The following is a 218-nucleotide window of genomic DNA, read 5'->3' as shown; positions in this document are numbered from 1 at the left end:
GCACAAGCAGCCACCAGCGAGCTCAAGAGCTTCGCCAACGGCATCGCGCGCGACATCGACGCGGTCCGAGCGGCAATAACACCCCCCTGGACAACCAGTCCGGTCGAAGGCCAGATCAGCAGGATCAAAGCCATCAAACGACAAATGTATGGCCGGGCAAGCTATCCGCTATTGCGTCGACGCGTCCTTCTGGCTGCTTGAGTATGACCGGGCAACCT

1 pseudogene is annotated in these 218 nt (G+C 60.1%); it reads left to right on the top strand.

Features of this window, described 5'->3' with window-relative positions:
• Positions 1-201: pseudogene (locus XI09_RS08280) on the top strand (ISL3-like element ISMdi2 family transposase); the annotation flags it as partial.
• Positions 202-218 lie beyond the last annotated feature (17 nt).

Origin of the sequence: Bradyrhizobium sp. CCBAU 11386 (assembly GCF_028128955.1) — a bacterium.
GTDB lineage: Bacteria > Pseudomonadota > Alphaproteobacteria > Rhizobiales > Xanthobacteraceae > Bradyrhizobium.
This window is presented reverse-complemented; position numbering and strand designations above follow the sequence as displayed.